Below are 18074 nucleotides of genomic sequence, written 5' to 3'. Positions count from 1 at the left end.
CCGAATAGCCATTGAATCCCGAGGACAACTAATAAAGTGGGCGTGCATTCGCTCTGATGAGCGTCCGCCAGGCCCTTCCGTCCCACCCGTCGAGACGGAACACCCCGGCGGACCTCGCGCGCTCCTCGCGCCTCAGCCCAATTGCGGCGGACTCATCACGAACCGTGCATTCACCTGCGCCGACACCGTCTGCACCTGCGGCTCCAGATCCAGCTCGGGCGGCGGACCCGCGGGCGCCCCGGAGAACCCCCGCATCCCGCCCGGCGCCGCCGGAAGCCGCGGCGGACCACTGCCCTCCGCGCCCAGATCGGCCAGCTCCACCAGCGCCACCAGACGCGCGCCCAGCGCCTCCGCGTACTCCCGCGCCCGGGTCACCGCCTCCCGCACCGCCTGCTGCCGCGCCGAACGGTGCGCGGGCGAGTTCCGCCACAGCCCCCACCACGGCCCCTCGACCTGCGTCAGCTCCAGGTCGGCGAGCCGCGTGGTCAACTCGCCCAGCACCGTGAAGTCCGTGACGGTGGCCTGCAGCCGCACCCGCCCGTGGTACGCGTGCACCCGCTCCCGCCGGCTGCCGTCCACCATCTCGGGCTGCACACTGAACGCCCCCGTCGACAGCTTCTCCACCGCGTCGCCGTAGCTCCTGACCAACTCCAGCGCCTGCGCGTTCCGCCGGGTCAGATCCTCCAGCGCCCCGCGCCGGTCCCGGCCCCGCGCCGAGACCAGCACGCCGATCCGCGCGTACTCCGGGTCGAACTCCAGGCTCGCCTCCCCGCGCACCGCCACCCGCGGCGCCTCGGGAGTGCCGAACGGCGCCGCCCCCGCATCCCCCGGCACCGGACCGAAACCCGCACCCGCCTCCGGGCCCGCACCCGGACCGCCGGAGTCCGCACCGTGCGGCGGCGGGGGCGGCGGCGGAGGAGGAATCGGCGGAGTCCCGGGTATCTGCGTCATACGGACACTGTGGCAGACCGCCCCGCGCCGCCCGCGCCGCCGTCCGCCGCAGCCGGCCCCGCCCGCAGCCCGAACGTGGTGAAGGCCGTACGGCGCGGCAGCGGATAACTCTCCCGGCCCGTCACCGCGTTCAGGATCACCGCGCTGCGGTGCGCCGCCAGCCCCAGATCCGGTGCCCCCACCCCGTGCGTGTGCCGCTCCGCGTTCTGCACGAACACCGAACCTTCCACCGCGGGATCCAGCACCAGCCGAAAGTCCTCGTCCACCAGCGGACGCCCCGAGCCGTCCCGGCGCACATATCCCTCCAGCGCCGCCAGCAGCCCCTCCGCCGGACGCTCGGCGTAGCCCGTCGCCAGCACCACCGCGTCCGTCGTCAGCACGCCCCGCTCCTGCTGCTCGGCATGCTCCAGCCCCAGCTCCAGCCGCGCCCCGCCGCCCCGCCCCGCCGTCCGCACCCGCACCCCGGGCGTCAGCACCACATCGGGCCACCCGGCACTCCCGCCGTCCCCGCCCCGGTCACCGGCACCCCGGTCCAGCTCCAGCGTCCTGCGGTACAGCTCGTCGTGCACGGCCGCCAGCGTCCCGGCGTCCACCGCCTTGTGCAACTGCCCCTGCCGGGGCAGCAGCCCGTCCCGGACCGGCTCGGACAACCCGTGGAAGTAGCGGGTGTAGTCCGGGGTGAAGTGCTCCAGCCCCAGCTTGCTGTACTCCATCGGCGCGAACGCCGGGCTGCGCGTCAGCCAGTGCAGCCGCTCCCGGCCCGCCGGCCGGCCGCGCAGCAGATCCAGGAACACCTCCGCACCCGACTGCCCCGACCCGATCACCGTCACATGCCCGGCCGCCAGCAGTTCGGCCCGCCGCTCCAGATACTCCGCGGAGTGATACACCGGCACCGCCGGATCCTGGGCCGACGGCCGCAGCGCACGCGGCACGTGCGGCGCCGTACCGATTCCCAGCACCACGTTGCGCGCGTACGACCTGCCCGGCGCCGACATCCCGCCCAGCGCGTCCAGCCGGGTGAAGTCGACCTCGAACAGACCCCGTTCGGCACTCCAGCGCACCGCGTCCACCCGGTGCCCGAAGCACAGTCCCGGCACCCGCTCGCTCACCCAGCGGCAGTACGCGTCGTACTCCGCCCGCTCGATGTGGAACCGCTCGGCGAAGTAGAACGGGAACAGCCGCTCCCGCTCCCGCAGGAACCGCAGGAACGACCACGGGCTGGCCGGATCCGCCAGCGTCACCAGGTCCGCCAGGAACGGCACCTGCAGCGTCGCTCCCTCGATCAGCAGCCCCGGGTGCCAGCGGAACTCCGGCCGCTGCTCGAAGAACGCGCACCGCAGCCCGGCCACCCCGTCGCCCAGCGCGGCCAGCGAGAGGTTGAACGGACCGACCCCGACCCCCGCGAGATCCAGCGGCTCCACCGCCTCCCACTCCCCGCCGCTGTTCCCGCGGCCGTTCCCGCCGCCGGTTCCGCCGTCGGCCCGCCGTGCCCGCGCCACGCCCCTCACGCCTCCACTCCCGCGCCGGACTCGCCCGCCGGGCTCCCGTCCGCCGGGCTCCCGTCCGCCGGGTCCTCGCTCCGGCCGCCGGAGTCCGCCCCCGCCGCCTCCACCACCAGCTTCAACAGCGCCGCCAGATCGCTGCCCCGCACCGCCGGATTGAGCACCGTCACCTTCCACCACAACCGTCCCTCCACAGCGGCCCGGCCCAGCACCACCTGCCCCCGCTCCAGCAACTGCCGCCGCACCCGCGCCACCAGCGCGTCGTCCCCGCCGGCCGGACGGAACACCACCGTGGAGACCGACGGCCGCGCATACAGTTCGAACCGCTCGTCCCCCGCCACCCGGTCCGCCAACTCCCGCGCCGCCGCACAGGTACGCTCCACCAGCCGGGCCATCCCCGACCGCCCCAGCGCCCGCAGCGTCACCGCCACCTTCAGCACATCCGGACGCCGCGTGGTCCGCAGCGACCGCCCCAGCAGATCCGGCAGCCCCGCCTCCGTGTCGTCGTCGGCGTTCAGATAGTCGGCCCGGTGGTCCAGCACGCGCAGCGCCGCCCGCTCCGGCACCGCCAGAAAACCCGCCGCCACCGGCTGCCACCCCAGCTTGTGCAGATCGAACGTCACACTGTCCGCTTCCGCCAGCCCCGCCAGCCGCTCCCGCAGCGCCGCACTGAACAGCAGCGGCCCCCCGTACGCCGCGTCCACATGCAGCCAGGCACCATGCCGCCGCACCACCTCGGCCACCCGCGGCAGCGGATCGACCGCACCGGTGTCCGTCGTCCCCGCCGTGGCCACCACCAGCGCCCGCGCCCCCGCATCCGCCCGCGCCAGGCCACCCAACGCCGCCTCCAGCGCAACCGGATCCAGCACCCCGCGCGGCGCCGGCACCACCAGCGGCGGCTCCAACCCCAGCAGCCACGCCGAACGGTGCACACTGTGATGCGCGTTCGCGCCGCACACCACCCGGGCCCGGCCCCCCGCGGCGGCCTGCCGCTCCCGCGCCAGCAGCAGCCCCAACTGGTTCGCCTCCGTACCGCCGGTCGTCACCAAGGCGTCCGGCACCGCCTCCGGGCACCCGGCCTCCGGACCTGCGACCGCAGCCGCGCCCGCGAAGACCAGCCGCGCCAGCTCCCGGCACACCAGCGCCTCCACCTCCGAGGCGGCCGGCGCCTGGTCCCAGGAGTCCAGCGACGGATTCAGCGCACTCACCGCCAGATCAGCGGCCGCCGCCACCGCCAGCGGCGGACAGTGCAGATGCGCCGCGCACAGCGGCTCCGCCGGATCGGCGGCACCCCGCGCCACCGCACCGACCAGCACCTCCAGCGCCTCCCGCGCGCCGGCGCCCTGCTCCGGCAGCACCGCACCCACCGCGGCGCGCAGCCGCGCCGCGACCACCTCGGGACCCCCCTCCGGCAACGGCCCGCCGCGCTCCACCGCACCGCGTGACAACGCCCCCAGCACCGCGCCGAGCAGCGGGCGCAGCGCGGCCGGACCGGCCGCACCACCCGCCAGCGCACCGTCCGGCACCCCGGACCCCGGCTCCCCGTCCTGCCCCGGCTCCCCGCCCGGCTCCGGACCGGCCCGGCCCCCCGGAACGGGAAAGACATCCTGCAGGCCATCGACGACGAACGCGGACACGGCGGCTCCTTCGGACACGGCGGACCGACACGACGGCGGCCACGGGTGGTTAGGGCGACCTAACTTAGGCGCCGTGCGCCCCGCTGCCCGCCGATCCCCGCGCTACTTCGCCCGAACGAAGTAGCGCGCCCCGGACGACCCGGCGGATCTGATAAGAGCCCCGCACCCACCCGGGCCGGCCGGGACGGCCCGCCTCACGCCACCGCCGCCCGCACCCCCAACGCCCGCCGCAGATCATCCAACTGATCCTCCAGCCGACGCCGCAGCGCGGGCACCGGCTCACCCGAGGTCAGACACTCCTCGCCACGCGCCAGCGTCGCCTCGTCCACGAACGCCGCAGGAAACGCATACCGGCCCGCTGCCTCCGCCATCGCCGCACCTCGCCGCTCGGCCAGCGGCACCACCTCGGCGAAATACCGCTCCACATAACCCCGCAGCAGCTCCCCCTGCTCCGGCTGCCAGAAACCCTGCGCCGTCGCCGTGAACAGATAATTCGACAACGCGTCCGCCGGGCCGAACATGGCCTCCCAGGCCGCCTCCTTCGCCTCCGCACTCGGCAGCGCCGCCCGGCACCGGGCAGCGGCCTCCGCACCCCGCGCACTCGGATCCGCCGCACGCGCCTCCTCGATCTCGTCCACCCCCACCGCACCCAGCACCGACAACCGCAACAGCAGCCGCCACCGCAGCTCCGCGTCCAGCACCGGCCCGCCCCCCGGCACCCGGCCCGCACTCCGCCACGCCAGCAGCTCGGCCGGATCGGTCGCACAGTCGATGAAATACCGGGCAGCCGTCAGCCGCACCCCCGACCCCGCAGCAGCCGCACCACCGGCACCCTCCCCGGCGCCACCACCGACACCCAGCAGCTCACCGCACACCTCACCCAGCAGCCCCAGCGCCTCCCGCCGCTCCGCACCCACCAGGAACCGCTCCGCCGCCTGCCCCCGCGCGAACGCCAGCACCCCCTGCACCACCGCGTTGTCCACCTCACGCGGCAGATGCGCCCGCACCGTGCGCACATACTCCAGCGGCTCCAGCTCCCCCTCCCGCACCATGTCCCGCGCCGCGTTCCACACCACCGCACGCGACAACTGCCCCGGCAGCCCCGACAGCGCCGCCCGCACCGTGCCCCACGAGACCGGATCCAGCCGCACCTTCGCGTACGTCCAGTCCAGATCGTTGACCAGCACCAGATCCGGCCGCGGCCCCTCCAACGTCACCGTCAGCCGTCCCCCGCCACCCGGCACGTCCCGCTCCAGCCGCTCCCGCAGCACCAGCCGCGACGCGTCCGCCGGAGCCCGGTCGTACAACCCCAGCGCCAACCGGTGCGGACGCTCCCCCCGGTGCTCCACATCCACGTACCACTGCCGGGCCTCCGACTCGCCCACCCGCGGCACCAGCGTGTCCACACCCGTCGTCCGCAGCCAGCTCTCCGCCCAGCCCCGCACATCCCGGTCCGACGCACGCGCCAGCGAGTCCAGGAACTCCGCCAGCGTCGCGTTCCCGAACCGGTGCCGCGCGAAATGCTCGTTGATCCCCGCCAGGAAACTCTTCTCGCCCAGCCACACCACCAGCTGACGCAGCGCCGAGGCACCCTTCGCGTACGAGATCCCGTCGAAATTGCCCCGCGCCGCCGCCGTGTCCGGCACCGAGTCCGGATCCGGCGCCACCGGATGCGTCGAGGGCCGCTCGTCCGCGTCGTACCCCCAGCTCTTGCGCGCCACCGCGAAGTCCGTCCAGGTGTCCGTGAAGTGCGTCGCCTCGCCCAGCACCTGGTAGCCCATGTACTCCGCGAACGACTCGTTCAGCCAGATGTCGTCCCACCAGCGCAGCGTCACCAGATCGCCGAACCACATGTGCGCCATCTCGTGCGCCACGACCATCGCACGCGTCTGCCGCTCGGTGTCCGTGACCGCCGAACGGAAGACGAACTCGTCCCGGAACGTCACCAGACCCGGATTCTCCATCGCCCCCGAGTTGAACTCCGGCACGAAAGCCTGGTCGTAGGAGTCGAACGGATACGGCTCGTCGAAGATCTCGTGATAGCGGTCGAAACAGCGCCGCGTCACCTCCAGCAGCTCCGCCGCGTCCGCCTCCAGATGCGGACCCAGCGACCGGCGCACATGCAGCCCGAACGGCAGCCCGGCGTGCTCGGTGCGCACCGAGTGGAACGGCCCCGCCGCCACCGCCATCAAATACGTGCTGAGCGGCGGCGTCGGCGCACACTCCCACCGGCCGCCCTCCCCGTCCACCCGGGCCGCCACCCCGTTGCCCAGCACGGTCCACTCCCGCGGCGCCGTCACCGACACCGCGAACTCGGCCTTCAGATCGGGCTGGTCGAAGCAGGCGAACACCAGCGGCGCGTCCGCCATGCAGCACTGCGTGTACACATAGGCACACCCGTCCTCCGGATCGGTGAACCGGTGCATGCCCTCACCCATCCGCGAGTACGGCATCACCGCCTCGACCCGCAGCTCGTGCTCCCCGGCCGCCAGCCCCCGCAGCGGCAGCCGCCCCTCCCGCAGCGCACCCGGATCCAGCGCCGCACCGTCCAGCTCGGCCCGCAGCAGCTCCCGCGGCCGCACCTCCACGAATGTGTCGGCGCCCCCCTCCAGCACGGCGAACCGCACCACCGTCGTGGACCCGAACACCTCCTCGCCCCGCGTCAGGTCAAGATCCACGGCATACCGCCGCACCCGCACGACCCGAGCCCGTTCCTGCGCTTCCGCACGCGTCAACACGACCATGCGCGCCATAGTGCCCCACCCGGATGCGCCGGGCACCGGGACCTCAGTATTTCGGGCCCACGTGCGCGTCCATCAGCGCCACGGAGGCGCGCCGGGCGACGGAGACGTTGCGGGCGCCCCGCGGATGCCTGGCGGCCGTCCACGCGACGCCGAGCGCGTCGAGCGTGCGGGTGTAGAGGTCGACGATGTCGGGGGACTTGTTGGTGAAGAAGTACCGCGGGTAGGTGTAGCGCTTCCGCCGGCCGCCCACCGTGCGTGTGGTCCAGTTCGCGATGCGGCAGCCGTCCGAGTGCACTAGGCCCCGGATCAGCTCCCAGCGGTGGGCGCCGGTGATCTGCTGCTGCCAGGGCACCAGCTCGATGCGGCGCTCGTGCTTCCTGCCCGGGCCGTGCTGGGGGAACAGGCAGGGCCAGTGGTTGGAGTAGGAGGTCACGGCCACGCAGCCGGGCGCCTGGACGCGGTGGACGCTGTTGCCCGGGCGCACCGCGCGCATCGCGTCCTCGCAGGCGTCGATCAGTCCGGGCCAGGCGTCGGCGCAGGAGACCCGCAGCGTCCAGGAGCGCCCCGTCCTGCTGACGCAGCCGTCTCCCAGGTACAGGCCCAGCAGGTAGGCGTAGGAGGACGGGTCGTCCGGCGGGCGCGGCGGTGTCGCACAGCGCTCGCAGGTGGCTCCGGAGCGGGTCCCCGGATGCAGGCGCTGCTGCCAGGTGCGCAGACACCACCGGGATATCCCCGTCTGCCTGCTCACCGCGTTCAGGCTTCGTCCTTGCGCGACGAGTGCGAGGGCCCGCTTGCGCGTTTCCAGGTCGTACACGGGTTCAGCATGTGCCGACCTGTGCGAGCTGAGGGCCGTATGGCGTCCCTCTCACCTGAACCGGCGAAGCCGACGGCGAGGGGTTGCAATCTTGAAATCGAAGGTAGAGTGCCCCGGGTCGGACTCGAACCGACACTGTATGGGTTTTGAATCCATCATCTCTGCCAATTGGATTACCGGGGCCCTTCGAACTGAAGGATTGCGGTCACCCGCTGTGCCAACACTTTACAGGACCTGGGTAGGCTCGTGTCTCCCACCCGTGGCGGAAACGAGGAGCCAAGTGAGCGCGGCGGACTTCCCCGAGCCCGAGAGTGCCCAGAGTGCAGAGCCTGTCGAGGAACCGACCCCGGCGGGCGGGAGTGAGCATGTGCCTCCGGCGACGCGGCGGGTCGTGATCGCGGAGGACGAGGCCCTGATCCGGATGGATCTCAAGGAGATGCTGGAGGAGGAGGGCTACACCGTCGTCGGCGAGGCCGGCGACGGCGGGCGGGCCGTGGAGCTGGCCCGCGAGCACCGGCCCGATCTGTGCATCTTCGATGTGAAGATGCCGGTGCTCGACGGCATCTCCGCGGCCGAGAAGGTCGCGGAGGAGGGCATCGCGCCGGTGCTGATGCTCACCGCGTTCTCGCAGCGCGAGCTGGTGGAGCGCGCCCGGGACGCCGGGGCCATGGCCTATCTGGTCAAGCCGTTCAGCAAGACCGACGTGGTGCCGGCCATCGAGATGGCGGTCTCCAGGTTCACCGAGCTGAAGGCGCTGGAGAAGGAGGTCGCGGACCTCTCCCAGCGGCTGGAGACGCGGAAGCTGGTGGACCGGGCCAAGAGCGTGCTGCAGACCCAGTACGGGCTCACGGAGCCGGCCGCCTTCCGCTGGATCCAGAAGACGTCGATGGACCGGCGGCTGTCGATGCAGCAGGTGGCGGAGGCGGTCATCGCCGACGCGGAGGAGCGCCGCAAGCAGCAGTGAGCACCGGGAGGGGGCGGGTCCGGTCCGGATCCGCCCCCTCCGCTGTGCGCGGTCAGTCCTCGCCGAGGTACGCCTTGCGGACGGACTCGTCGTGCATCAGTTCCTCGCCGGTGCCCGAGAGGGTGATGCTGCCGGTCTCCATCACATGGCCGTGGTCGGCCAGCGAGAGCGCGGCCTGGGCGTTCTGTTCGACGAGGAGGATCGTCGTCCCCTGGGCCCTCAGTTCGCCGATGGTCGACATGATCTTCTGCATCATGATCGGGGAGAGGCCCATGGAGGGCTCGTCGAGCATGAGCAGTTTGGGGCGGGACATCAGGGCGCGGGCCATGGCGAGCATCTGCTGTTCGCCGCCGGAGAGGGTGCCGGCGGCCTGTCTGCGGCGTTCTCCCAGGATGGGGAAGCGTTCGTAGGCGCTGCCGATGTCGTCGGCGACCCCGGCGGGGTCCTTCCGGAGGAAGGCGCCGAGCCGCAGGTTCTCCTCGATGCTGAGGCGGGGGAAGATGCGGCGTCCTTCGGGCGAGTGGGCCAGCCCCATGGCGACGATCTTGTGGGCGCCGACGCCGTCGAGTGGCCGCCCGTCGAAGCTGATCTTCCCGGTCGCCGGTTTGAGCAGTCCGGAGAGGGTGCGCAGGGTGGTGGTCTTCCCGGCGCCGTTGGTGCCGATGAGGGTGACGACCTCGCCTGCCTCGACGGTGAACGAGATGCCTTTGACGGCTTCGATCTTGCCGTAGGCGACGCGCAGGTCCTCGACTTCGAGCAGGGCCATCAGTCCGTCCGTCCTTCCTGACGTCGGTCCGCCGGATCGGGCTCCGCCGCGTCCGGGGCCGCGTCCGCCCGGTCCGCGCTGCCCCCGGCGTCCGCCGCGCTGCCCCCGTCCCCGTCTCCCTCTCCGTCCCCGTCGCCGCTGTCCGCTCCGCCCGCCGTGTCCCGGTGGGCTGCGGCTTCGGCCTCCTCGGCGGCCTGCACCTCGGCCGCCTCCGCCTGGCCGGGTTCGCCCTCGAAGGGGGTGCCGAGGTAGGCGGCGACGACGCGTTCGTCGCGCTGCACGGTCTCGGGGGTGCCTTCGACGAGTTTCTCGCCGCGGACCAGGACGGCGACGCGGTCGCAGAGGTTGAAGATGAACCGCATGTCGTGCTCGATGACCAGTACGGCCGTGCCCTGTTCGCGGATGGCGAGGACGAGTTCGCGGGTGGCGGTGGTCTCGACGGCGGTCATGCCCGCGGTGGGCTCGTCCAGCAGCAGCAGTCCGGGCTCGCTGGCGAGGGCGCGGGCGATCTCCAGTTTGCGTTGTTCGCCGTAGGGGAGGTTGCGTGCGAGGTGTTCGCGTTTGGCCTCCAGCCCGGTGAAGCGCAGCAGGTCCATGGCGCGCTCCTCGGATTCCCGTTCGGCTCTGCGGAAGCGGGGTCCGCGGACGAGGGCGGAGAAGAGGCCCTCGTGGGTGCGGGTGTGCCGGCCGACGAGGACGTTCTCCAGGACGGTCATGTTGGCGAAGAGGCGGATGTTCTGGAAGGTGCGGGCGATGCCTGCCTGGGTGACCAGGTGGGAGCGGTGGGGCAGGACGGTGCCCCGGTAGCGGACGGTGCCCTCGGTGGGGATGTAGAGCCCGGTGAGGCAGTTGAAGAAGGTGGTCTTGCCGGCGCCGTTGGGCCCGATGAGGCCGACGATCTCCCCGGCGTGCACATCGAGGTTCACGTCCCGCACGGCGGTGAGGCCGCCGAACCGCATGGTGACGCCGGAGGCGTCGAGCACGGCGCGGCCGCTGCCGGTGCCGGGGGGCGGGGCGCCGGGCGTGGTGGTCGTGGTGGTCATCTCGTCTCACGCCTCCGTCTTGCCGAGGCCAAGGGCCGCTGGCGTGGGGGTGCTGGGCTGTTCCGGCTCGTGGAACTCGAGCTGCTTGCGGCGGTCGGCGATCAGGCCCTCGGGCCGGAAGCGCATCAGCAGGACGAGTGCGATGCCGAAGAGCAGGAGCTGGTAGTCGGCCATGAACTGGAGTTTGGCCGGGATGAGGTAGAGGAGTGCCGCGCCGATGAGGGGTCCGCTGACGGTGCCCATGCCGCCGAGGATGACGGCGATGAGGAGGAAGGCGGAGTTGGGTGGTGCGGTGTGCACGAACTTGTAGGACTCGGGGGTGACGGAGAACTCGACGTGGGCCAGGACGGTGCCGGCCATTCCGGCGAGGGTGGCGCCGAGGGCGAAGGCCATGAGCTTGAGCCGGAAGGCGTTGACGCCCATGGCGCGGGCCGCGGTCTCGTCCTCGCGGATGGCGATCCAGGCCCGTCCGATGCGGGAGTTGTCGGAGCGCCGGAAGACGGTCACGACGATCGCGGTGAACAGCAGCATCAGCAGGTAGTAGTTGCCGAAGCGGCCGAGTTCGAAGCCGAGGACGGTGTGCGGCTGTCCGAGGTCGAATCCGAAGATCTTCAGGTCGGGGATGTTGGGGATGCCGTTGGGTCCGTTGGTGATGTTGGGGCCGGAGTCGCCGTCGAGGTTCTGTACGGAGATGCGGAAGATCTCTCCGAAGCCGAGGGTGACGATGGCGAGGTAGTCGCCGTGCAGGCGCAGTGAGGGGAAGCCGATGAGGAGTCCGAAGACGAGGGCGACGGCGGCGCCGATGAGGACGGCGGCCCAGAACGGTACGTGGATGCCGAGGGAGGAGGTCTCGGCTCCGGAGACCAGGGCCGCGGTGTAGGCGCCGACGCCGAGGAACGCGACGTAGCCCAGGTCGAGGATGCCGGCGAGGCCGACGACCATGTTCAGGCCGAGTGCGACGGTCGCGAAGATCAGCACGCTGACGGCGATGTTGGTGTACGCCTCGTTGCTCTGGGTGATCGGGAAGAGGAGTGCGGCGGCGAAGGTGGCGGCCAGGGTGACGGTGCGGTGTGCGACGGTCAGCGCGGAGAGCCGCCGGGGCAGCCCGGCCCGGGCGAGTGCGGGGAAGGCGAAGGCGGCCAGGATCAGGAAGCCGATGAACGGCGGGCCGCCTTCGGCCTCGATGCCGTAGGCGAAGACGTAGAGGCCGGCGGCGCAGGCGGCGCAGATCACCAGGATCTCGGCCCAGCCGGGCAGGGGCGCTGCCGGTCCCGGCGGGGGTGCGGCGACGGCCCGGCGCAGCCGCTGCCAGGGCGCGCCCTGCCGGGTGCCGGGTGCGGGCCGGTCCGCGTCGGCGCCCGCGGGCGGGTCGGCGGGCAGGTCGGTGGGCAGGGCGAGGGCGCCGACGACGGCCAGCAGGGTGCCGGCGGCGGCGATCCACATGCCGGGTTCGAAGTTGACGACGCCGCCGAGTTCGACGGCGATGGCGGCGGCGGTGTACCAGGTGGCGGCGAGGTTGCCGAGGGTGAGCAGGAGCAGGGCGCTGTGTCTGCCGCCCGGGGTGAGCCAGCGCAGTCCGGGGACGCCTGCGGTGGCGAGGAGCATGGCCGCGGTGAGGACGGCTGCGGTGAGGGTGAGGAGTTGGAGACCCGCCGGATACAGCGCGATGGTCAGGTTGCCGGGGAACGCGGAGGTCCAGGTCCAGGGGAGCATGGTGCTGGCGAAGGCGGCGAGGGCTCCGGCGCCGACGAGGGTGCGGCCCCGGGTGCGGCTGGTGTGCGGGTCGGGGCTGAGCGGGAGGGGCGGTGGGCCCGCGGTGGCGGTGGTGGCGGCTGCCGCGTCGGGGGCCGGGGTCGTGGTGTGCTGTGTGGTCATGGGTATCACGCCCGATCCGCGAGGCGTTCGCCGAGGATTCCTTGGGGTCGTACGAGGAGGACGAGGATGAGCAGGATGAACGCCCATACGTCCTTCCAGGAGCCGCCGCCGAACTGTTCGAGTCCGGGGATGTCGCCGATGTAGGCGGTGGCCATGGCTTCGCCGACGCCGAGGACGAGGCCGCCGACCATGGCGCCGTAGATGTTGCCGATGCCGCCGAGGACGGCGGCGGTGAACGCCTTGAGTCCGGCGATGAAGCCCATCCGGAAGTTGACCTCCCCGGTCTTGAAGCCCTGGGCGATGGCGGCGACGGCGGCGAAGGCGGCTCCGATGGCGAAGGCCATCACGATGATGCGGTCGGTGTTGACGCCCATCAGTTTGGCGGTGTCGGGGTCCTGCGAGGTGGCCTGCATGGCGCGTCCGGTGCGGGTCTTGGCCACGAACAGGCCGAGCGCGAGCATGCACACGGGTGCGGCGACGAAGATGAACAGGTCTTCGCGGGAGAGGGCGACGAAGCCCAGGTCGAGGTCGCCGCCGCCGAGTTGCGGGAAGGGGCGGGCCTTCTTGGCCTCGGGGTAGAAGGCCCAGACGGCCTGCTGGAGTGCGAGGGACAGCCCGATCGCGGTGATCAGCGGCGAGAGCCGGGGTCCGCCGCGCAGCGGCCGGTAGGCGAAGCGTTCGGCGCCGACGGCGACGAGGACGGCGCACACGACGCCGAGGAGGATCATCAGGGGGAGGGCGACGGCCATGCCGGTGCCGGCGGGCAGCCACAGGTGGGCGGTCAGCGCGCCGAAGCCGCCGATCATGAATATCTCGCCGTGGGCGAAGTTGATGAGCTGGACGATGCCGTAGACCATCGTGTACCCGATCGCGATGAGGCCGTACAGCGCGCCGAGTGCGAGTCCGTTCGCCAGCTGATCCGGCAGATCTTGCACCGGGACTCCTTGAGGGGTCAGATACGGCTGCGCGGGGGCGCGTCGGGCGCCCCCGCGCAGCCGTGCGGTACCGACTGGGGCAGTGGTGTGCGGGTCAGTCCTCGCCGAAGGTGCCGGTCCGCACCGGCTCGTGCTTGCCGCCCTTGACCTCGTAGACGGAGAGCTGCTTGTTGGTGGTGTCGCCGTACTCGTCGAAGGCGACGTCTCCGGTGACGCCCTTGAACCGGACGTCCTGCATGGCCTCGGTGATCTGCTTGCGGGTGTCGTCCATGGAGCCGGGCAGTTTGCCGTCGTTCTTCTCCGCCACGGCCTTGACCGCCTGGATGATCGCCCAGGTGCTGTCGTAGGCGTAGCCGCCGTAGGCCTCGTAGGGCAGCTTGTAGTCGGCGGCCCGGTAGTTCTTCATGAACGTCTTGGCGGTGTCGAGGGTCTCCAGCGGTGCTCCGACGGAGGTGGCCAGGTCGCCGTCGACGTTCTTCTTGCCGAGCTTGATGTACTCCTCGCTGTAGAGCGCGTCACCGCCGACGACCGGCGCGTCGGAGCCGGCCTTGGTGATCTGTGCGCTGAGCGGGGCGCCTGCCGGGTACTCGCCGCCGTAGTAGACGAAGTCGGCCTTGGACTTGGCGACCTTGGTGGCGACGGCGGAGAAGTCCCGGTCGTCGGGGTTGATGTGGTCGGTGCCCACGACCTTGCCGCCGAGCTTCTTGAACTCGTCGGTGAAGGTGCCGGCCAGTCCGGCGCCGTAGGTCTTCTTGTCGTCGATGATGTACGCCTTCTTCAGCTTCCGCTTGTCGAACAGGTACTGGGCGGCGTACGGGCCCTGTACGGCGTCGGTGGTGGAGGTGCGGAAGTAGGTGTCGAACAGCCGCTTCTTGTCGCCCTTCTGCCAGTTGGGGCCCTGGCTGAGCTCGGGGGCCGTGTTGGCGGGGGAGACCTGCACCAGTCCGGCGTTGCCGAAGACCTTCTGCATGGACTGGCCGACGTGCGAGTTGAGGGGGCCGACCACCCCGACGACCTCGTCGTTGCCCACCAGTTTGGTGGCGTTCTGCTGGCCGGTTCCGGCCTGGGCCTGGTCGTCCAGCGCCTCCAGTTTGAAGGTGACGCCCTTGACCTCGTTGTTCTTGTTGGCGGTTTTGACCGCGAGGTCGCTGGAGTTCTTGATGCCCTGCCCCAGTGCGGACAGGTCGCCGGTGAGCGGGGCGTCGACGCCGATGACGACGGTGGTGCTGGAGCCGCTGTCGCTGCCTCCGCTCTTGTCGTCGCGCGAGCCGCACGCGGACAGGGTGAGGGCTCCCACCGTGGCGGTGGCGGTGAGTATGAGCAAGGAACGGTGACGCACGATCAGTCCTTTCCCCGAGGCGCGGCCCCCCATGGAGTGAGTGGCCGTATCGCGCGCCGGGCCGTACGAGTCGTACAGAACGGTGCTGTCGTGCGCCCGGCGGCGCGTGACTGGCGGTGACTCTATGGCGCTGCCGGTGCCGCCGGGCAGAGGGCGGATCCAGGATGTGACTTTCTTGTTATGACCGTCACGGAACCGGTCGACCGGTGGCCGCTCCTCCGCGGGCCGCCCGGTGTGACGGGCGGATGGCGGACATGTTGCGCGGCCGGAAGCCGCAGTTGGTCCGGCGCTTCGCCGGCCGGGGCCGCGCGGCGGGTCCGGATACCGTACGGGCCGCGCGGGCGCACGCCCGGGTGCGGCGGGCCCCGGGGGACGCGATGGGCCCTGTCGTGCCTGCTTGTCACGCAATGTGACGCCCGGGTGGCGCCGCCGCACCGGGGGCGGCCGGCTCCGGCGGGCGCCGATGCGGCGGCCGGCGGCGCGGGGGTGGCGGTATCGGCAGGCGGCGGTACGGCGGCCCCGCCGTACCGGGGGAGCGGATGCGGCCCCGGTGCCGGGGTGCTGCGGTGGTCCCTACGCGTCACGCAGCAGGCAGGTCAGGCGTGCCGAGCACACCCGCCGGTCCTGCTCGTCGGTGACGACGATCTCGTAGCTGGTCATCGTCCGTCCCCGGTGCGCCGGGGTGGCCACCCCGGTCACCAGGCCCGAGCGCGGCCCGCGGTGGTGGGTGCAGTTGAGGTCCACCCCGACGGCGGCCTTGCCCGGTCCGCCGTGCAGCATCGCTCCCACCGAGCCGAGCGTCTCGGCGAGCACGGCCGAGGCGCCGCCGTGCAGCAGCCCGTAGGGCTGGGTGTTGCCCTCGACCGGCAGCGTGCCCACCACCCGCTCGGGGGCCGCGTGCAGGATCCGCAGCCCCATCCGCTCGCCCAGCTTCCCGGCCGAGAACAGCGCGGGCAGGTCGACCCCCGATCCCTTCCACTGGTCCAGGATCTCCTGGGGGAACTCGGTGGTGGTCTGCTCGCCCATGTGCCGCTGCTCCGATCCTCCGTCGTCCGCCGGTGCTCCGTCTCCGACCGGCCGATCCGAGCCTATGCCCGCGCGGGCGTCAGTCGGCCGCCGCGGGAGTGAGCCTGATCACGATGGACTTGCTGGCGGGTGTGTTGCTGGTGTCGGCGGTGGCGCCGAGCGGCACCAGCACGTTGGTCTCCGGGTAGTACGCGGCGGCGCATCCGCGCGCTGTCGGATAGTGCACGACGCGGAATCCGCGGGCGACCCGTTCCCGCCCGTCCTCCCACTCGCCGGTCAGATCGGCGTAGCAGCCGTCCGCCAGTCCGAGCGCTGTCGCGTCCGCCGGGTGCACGAGCACCACGCGGCGGCCGTCGCGGATGCCCCGGTAGCGGTCGTCCAGCCCGTAGACGGTGGTGTTGTACTGGTCGTGGGAGCGCAGGGTCTGCAGCAGCAGCCGTCCCTCGGGCAGCCGCGGGTATTCGACAGGGGCTGCCGTGAAGTTCGCCTTCCCCGTCGCGGTGGGGAAGTGCCGCCGGTCGCGGGGCGCGTGCGGCAGCGTGAAGCCTCCGGGGCGGGCCGCCCTGGCGTTGAAGTCCTCGAAACCGGGCACCACCCGCGCGATGCGGTCGCGGACGAGCCCGTAGTCGTCCGCCAGCTCCGCCCAGGGGACGGCGGATCCGCTGCCCAGTACGGCCTGCGCCAGCCCGGCCACGATCGCGGGCTCGGACCGCAGCAGCGGGCTCGCCGGCTCCAGCCGCCCCCGTGAGGCGTGCACCATGCCCATGGAGTCCTCGACGGTGACGAACTGGTCGCCCCCGGGCCGGGAGTCGCGCTCGGTCCGCCCCAGGGTGGGCAGGATCAGCGCCCGAGCGCCCGTCACGCAGTGCGAGCGGTTCAGCTTCGTCGAGACGTGCACCGTCAGCCGGGCCCGGCGCATCGCGGTCTCGGTCACCCCGGTGTCCGGGGAGGCGGCCACGAAGTTGCCGCCCATCGCGAGGAAGACCTTCACCTGCCCGTCGCGCATCGCGCGGATCGCCCGGACGACGTCGTAGCCGTGGGCGCGCGGCGGCGCGAAGCCGAACTCCTGCTCCAGCGCGTCCAGGAAGGCGGGCGCGGGGCGCTCGAAGATGCCCATCGTGCGGTCGCCCTGCACATTGCTGTGGCCGCGCACGGGGCAGACCCCGGCGCCCGGGCGTCCGATGTTCCCGCGCAGCAGCAGGAAGTTGACCACTTCGCGGATGGTGGGCACCGCGTGCTTGTGCTGGGTCAGACCCATCGCCCAGCACACCACGGTGCGCTCCGAGGCCAGCACCAGTTCCGCGGCGCGCTCGATCTCGGCGCGTTCCAGCCCGGTGGCGGCCAGCGTCGAAGCCCAGTCGGTGGCCCGCGCGGCCTGCGCGAACTCCGCGAAGCCGTGGGTGTGCTCGCGGACGAACTCCTCGTCGACGGCGCCCTCCCGCTCCAGGACGATCCGGTTCAGCGCGCGGAAGAGCGCCTGGTCGCCGCCGAGCCGGATCTGCAGGAACAGGTCGGTGAGCGCGGTGCCGCCCGCCGCCAGGCCCTTGGCGGTCTGCGGGTTCCTGAACCGCTCCATGCCCGCCTCGGGCAGCGGGTTGACGGTGATGATCCGCGCGCCGCCGGCTTTGGCCTTCTCCAGCGCGGAGAGCATCCGGGGATGGTTGGTGCCCGGGTTCTGCCCCGCGACGATGATCAGGTCGGCCCGGTGGAGATCCTCCAGCAGCACGCTGCCCTTGCCGACGCCGAGCGTCTCGGTCAGTGCGGAGCCGGACGACTCGTGGCACATGTTGGAGCAGTCCGGCAGGTTGTTGGTGCCGAACTCGCGGGCGAAGAGCTGGTAGAGGAAAGCGGCCTCGTTGCTGGTGCGGCCAGAGGTGTAGAAGACCGCCTCGTCGGGCGAGGCCAGGCCGCGCAGCTCCTCGGCGATCAGCGCGAAGGCCGCGTCCCAGCCGATCGGCTCGTAGTGCTCGCCGCCCTCGGGCAGGTACATCGGTTCGGTAAGCCGGCCCTGCTGGCCCAGCCAGTAGCCGGACCGCCCGGCGAGGTCGGCCACCGGGTGCGCCGCGAAGAAGTCCCGGGTGACCCGGCGCGTGGTGGCCTCCTCGGCGACCGCCTTGGCCCCGTTCTCGCAGAACTCCGCGGCGTGCCGCTTCTCTCCCTCCGGCCAGGCGCAGCCCGGGCAGTCGAAGCCGTCCTTCTGGTTGACGCGCAGCAGCGTCAGTGCTGTGCGCTTCACGCCCATCTGCTGCTGTGCCATCCGCAGCGAGTGGCCCACGGCGGGCAGTCCCGCCGCGGCCCGCGCGGGCTCTCCCACCTGGGGTGCGTCCTGGACCGGGTCACTGGAGGGAGCCTTCCGAGTCATACCCCGGATGGTGCCACTCATCGGCCGCCGTGGGCAGCCCCGCGGCGCGGCGGCCGGCCCGCACCCCGTGCCCTGGCTGGGTCCGGCCCTGCCCCCCGTCCCGCGGTGCCTCACGC

Annotated in this window: 13 protein-coding genes and 1 tRNA gene; 1 reads left to right on the top strand and 13 read right to left on the bottom strand. The window is 72.3% G+C overall.

Features of this window, described 5'->3' with window-relative positions:
• Nucleotides 1-132 precede the first annotated feature (132 nt).
• From A949_RS0123055 to A949_RS0123030, 6 genes are all read right to left on the bottom strand, one after another.
• Nucleotides 133-834 (bottom strand): SIMPL domain-containing protein, encoded by a 702-nt coding sequence (locus A949_RS0123055; protein WP_019358401.1) that lies wholly within the window; start codon nucleotides 832-834, stop codon nucleotides 133-135.
• Between the two features lie 113 nt (nucleotides 835-947).
• A complete protein-coding gene (locus tag A949_RS0123050; RefSeq protein WP_037707349.1) occupies nucleotides 948-2372 on the bottom strand; it encodes a lysine N(6)-hydroxylase/L-ornithine N(5)-oxygenase family protein in 1425 nt (474 codons plus the stop codon).
• A gap of 83 nt (nucleotides 2373-2455) precedes the next feature.
• Complete coding sequence (locus A949_RS0123045; protein WP_078565509.1) at nucleotides 2456-3979, bottom strand: pyridoxal phosphate-dependent decarboxylase family protein; 1524 nt, start codon at nucleotides 3977-3979, stop codon at nucleotides 2456-2458.
• Nucleotides 3980-4284: 305 nt separating this feature from the next.
• Nucleotides 4285-6834, bottom strand: a complete 2550-nt coding sequence (pepN, locus tag A949_RS0123040; protein ID WP_037707343.1) for an aminopeptidase N — start codon at nucleotides 6832-6834, stop codon at nucleotides 4285-4287.
• Nucleotides 6835-6877: 43 nt separating this feature from the next.
• A complete protein-coding gene (locus A949_RS0123035) occupies nucleotides 6878-7648 on the bottom strand; it encodes a helix-turn-helix domain containing protein (protein WP_019358397.1) in 771 nt (256 codons plus the stop codon).
• A 109-nt stretch (nucleotides 7649-7757) separates the two neighbouring features.
• Nucleotides 7758-7831 (bottom strand) — tRNA-Leu (locus A949_RS0123030).
• A 97-nt stretch (nucleotides 7832-7928) separates the two neighbouring features.
• On the opposite strand from A949_RS0123030, the gene A949_RS0123025 reads away from it, so the two are divergent.
• Complete coding sequence (locus tag A949_RS0123025; RefSeq protein WP_019358396.1) at nucleotides 7929-8612, top strand: ANTAR domain-containing response regulator; 684 nt, start codon at nucleotides 7929-7931, stop codon at nucleotides 8610-8612.
• Nucleotides 8613-8664: 52 nt separating this feature from the next.
• Here the strand turns inward: A949_RS0123025 and A949_RS0123020 are convergent, their stop codons facing one another.
• The 7 genes from A949_RS0123020 to A949_RS0122990 form a co-directional block, all read right to left on the bottom strand.
• Complete coding sequence (locus A949_RS0123020) at nucleotides 8665-9381, bottom strand: ABC transporter ATP-binding protein (RefSeq protein WP_026004976.1); 717 nt, start codon at nucleotides 9379-9381, stop codon at nucleotides 8665-8667.
• Nucleotides 9378-10421, bottom strand: a complete 1044-nt coding sequence (locus A949_RS0123015) for an ABC transporter ATP-binding protein (RefSeq protein ID WP_019358394.1) — start codon at nucleotides 10419-10421, stop codon at nucleotides 9378-9380. Before A949_RS0123015 ends, A949_RS0123020 begins: the two co-directional genes overlap by 4 nt.
• Before the next feature lie 6 nt (nucleotides 10422-10427).
• Nucleotides 10428-12296, bottom strand: a complete 1869-nt coding sequence (locus A949_RS0123010) for a branched-chain amino acid ABC transporter permease (protein WP_037707336.1) — start codon at nucleotides 12294-12296, stop codon at nucleotides 10428-10430.
• 5 nt (nucleotides 12297-12301) lie between these two features.
• Complete coding sequence (locus A949_RS0123005) at nucleotides 12302-13231, bottom strand: branched-chain amino acid ABC transporter permease (protein ID WP_019358392.1); 930 nt, start codon at nucleotides 13229-13231, stop codon at nucleotides 12302-12304.
• Between the two features lie 94 nt (nucleotides 13232-13325).
• Nucleotides 13326-14570, bottom strand: a complete 1245-nt coding sequence (locus tag A949_RS0123000) for a branched-chain amino acid ABC transporter substrate-binding protein (protein ID WP_026004943.1) — start codon at nucleotides 14568-14570, stop codon at nucleotides 13326-13328.
• Nucleotides 14571-15143: 573 nt separating this feature from the next.
• Nucleotides 15144-15596 carry a PaaI family thioesterase gene (locus A949_RS0122995; protein WP_019358390.1) on the bottom strand — a complete coding sequence of 151 codons (453 nt, stop codon included), beginning with the start codon at nucleotides 15594-15596 and terminating at the stop codon, nucleotides 15144-15146.
• A gap of 79 nt (nucleotides 15597-15675) precedes the next feature.
• Nucleotides 15676-17958, bottom strand: a complete 2283-nt coding sequence (locus A949_RS0122990) for an FdhF/YdeP family oxidoreductase (protein WP_026004942.1) — start codon at nucleotides 17956-17958, stop codon at nucleotides 15676-15678.
• Nucleotides 17959-18074 lie beyond the last annotated feature (116 nt).

It is taken from the genome of Streptomyces sp. AA1529 (genome assembly GCF_000280905.1).
GTDB lineage: Bacteria > Actinomycetota > Actinomycetes > Streptomycetales > Streptomycetaceae > Streptomyces.
Note: the sequence above shows the minus strand (reverse complement) of the source record. Positions and strands in the feature narration are given on the sequence as shown.